This is a genomic window from Celeribacter arenosi (assembly GCF_039539485.1).
In the GTDB taxonomy this organism is placed as follows: Bacteria; Pseudomonadota; Alphaproteobacteria; order Rhodobacterales; family Rhodobacteraceae; genus Celeribacter; species Celeribacter arenosi.
The window spans coordinates 1-1,773 of sequence record NZ_BAABDF010000010.1 but is presented as its reverse complement, the minus strand read 5'-3'; the positions used below and the strand labels follow the sequence as shown (position 1 = coordinate 1,773).

Annotated in this window: 1 protein-coding gene; it reads left to right on the top strand. The window is 62.2% G+C overall.

Features of this window, described 5'->3' with window-relative positions; translation table 11 throughout:
* Window positions 1-1,773: acetate--CoA ligase (gene acs, locus ABD815_RS15090; protein ID WP_344848702.1), on the top strand; the 1,773-nt coding region annotated here is incomplete at both ends.

The window sequence follows — 1,773 nt, the reverse complement described above, 5'->3', positions numbered from 1 at the left end:
GTTGAGGATCCTGAAGGGTTCTGGGCGGAGCAGGGTCAGGTGCTTGACTGGATCAAGCCCTACACGAATGTCAAAAAGACCAATTTTGATTTCGGGCGTGTGGATATCAAATGGTTTGACGATGGCGTTCTGAACGTGGCCGCCAACTGTATCGACCGCCACCTCGAAACCCGCGCGCTGCAAACCGCGATCATTTTCGAGCCTGACGATCCCGACGCCGAAGCGCTCCACATCACCTACCGTGAGCTCTCCGAAAAGGTGAACCGCTTTGCCAACGTCCTGTTGTCCCAAGGCGTGATGCGCGGCGACCGCGTGGTGATCTACCTGCCGATGATCCCCGAAGCCGCCTATGCCATGCTGGCCTGTGCGCGTATCGGCGCGATCCATTCCATCGTTTTTGCCGGCTTCTCGCCCGACGCGCTGGCCAACCGGATCAACGATTGTGGTGCCAAGCTGGTCATCACCTCCGACACCGCGCCGCGCGGCGGCAAACGCACCGCGCTCAAGGCCAATACCGACGCCGCCCTGCTGCACTGCTCGGACAAGGTGCGCTGCCTCGTGGTCAAACACACCGGCGACCAGACGACCTGGGTTCAGGGCCGCGATGTCGACGTCAAATACCTCATGGAGCACGCGAGCCCCGATTGCCCCGCGCGCCCGATGAACGCCGAAGATCCGCTGTTCATTCTCTACACCTCCGGCTCGACGGGCAAACCCAAGGGCGTGGTGCATACCTCGGGCGGCTATCTCGCCTATGCGGCGCTGACCCATAAATACGTCTTCGATTACCACGATGGCGACGTGTTCTGGTGCACCGCCGACGTCGGCTGGGTCACCGGTCACAGCTACATCGTCTACGGCCCGCTGGCCAATGGCGCGACCACCGTGATGTTCGAGGGCGTGCCCTCCTACCCCGACGCGGGCCGGTTCTGGGCCGTGTGCGAAAAGCACAAGGTGAACCAGTTCTACACCGCCCCGACGGCGCTGCGATCCCTCATGGGTCAGGGCAAGGAATGGGTCGAGAAATACGATCTCTCCGACCTCAAACTGCTCGGCACTGTGGGCGAGCCGATCAACCCCGAGGCCTGGAACTGGTACAACGAGGTTGTCGGCAAGGGTAAATGCCCGATCGTCGACACCTGGTGGCAGACCGAAACCGGCGGTCACCTGCTGACCCCGCTGCCCGGCGCGATCGCGACCAAACCCGGCTCGGCCACCCTGCCCTTCTTTGGCGTGCAGCCGGTGATCCTCGATCCGACATCGGGCGAGGAATTGACCGATACGGCCGTCGAAGGCGTGCTGTGCATCAAGGACAGCTGGCCCGGCCAGATGCGCACCGTCTGGGGCGATCACGAACGCTTTCAGGAAACCTATTTCCAGCAGTACAAAGGCTACTACTTCTCCGGCGACGGCTGTCGGCGCGACGAAGACGGCTACTACTGGATCACCGGGCGCGTCGATGACGTGATCAACGTCTCCGGCCACCGCATGGGCACCGCCGAGGTCGAAAGCGCCCTCGTCGCCCACGCCAAGGTCGCCGAAGCCGCCGTCGTCGGCATGCCCCACGACGTCAAAGGTCAAGGCATCTACGCCTATGTCACGCTGATGAACGGCGAAGATCCGACGGACGAGCTACGCAAAGAACTCGAAAAATGGGTGCGCACAGAAATCGGCCCGATCGCCAAACCGGACTTCATTCAATGGGCGCCCGGCCTGCCAAAAACCCGCTCCGGCAAAATCATGCGCCGCATCCTGCGCAAAATCGCCGAAAAC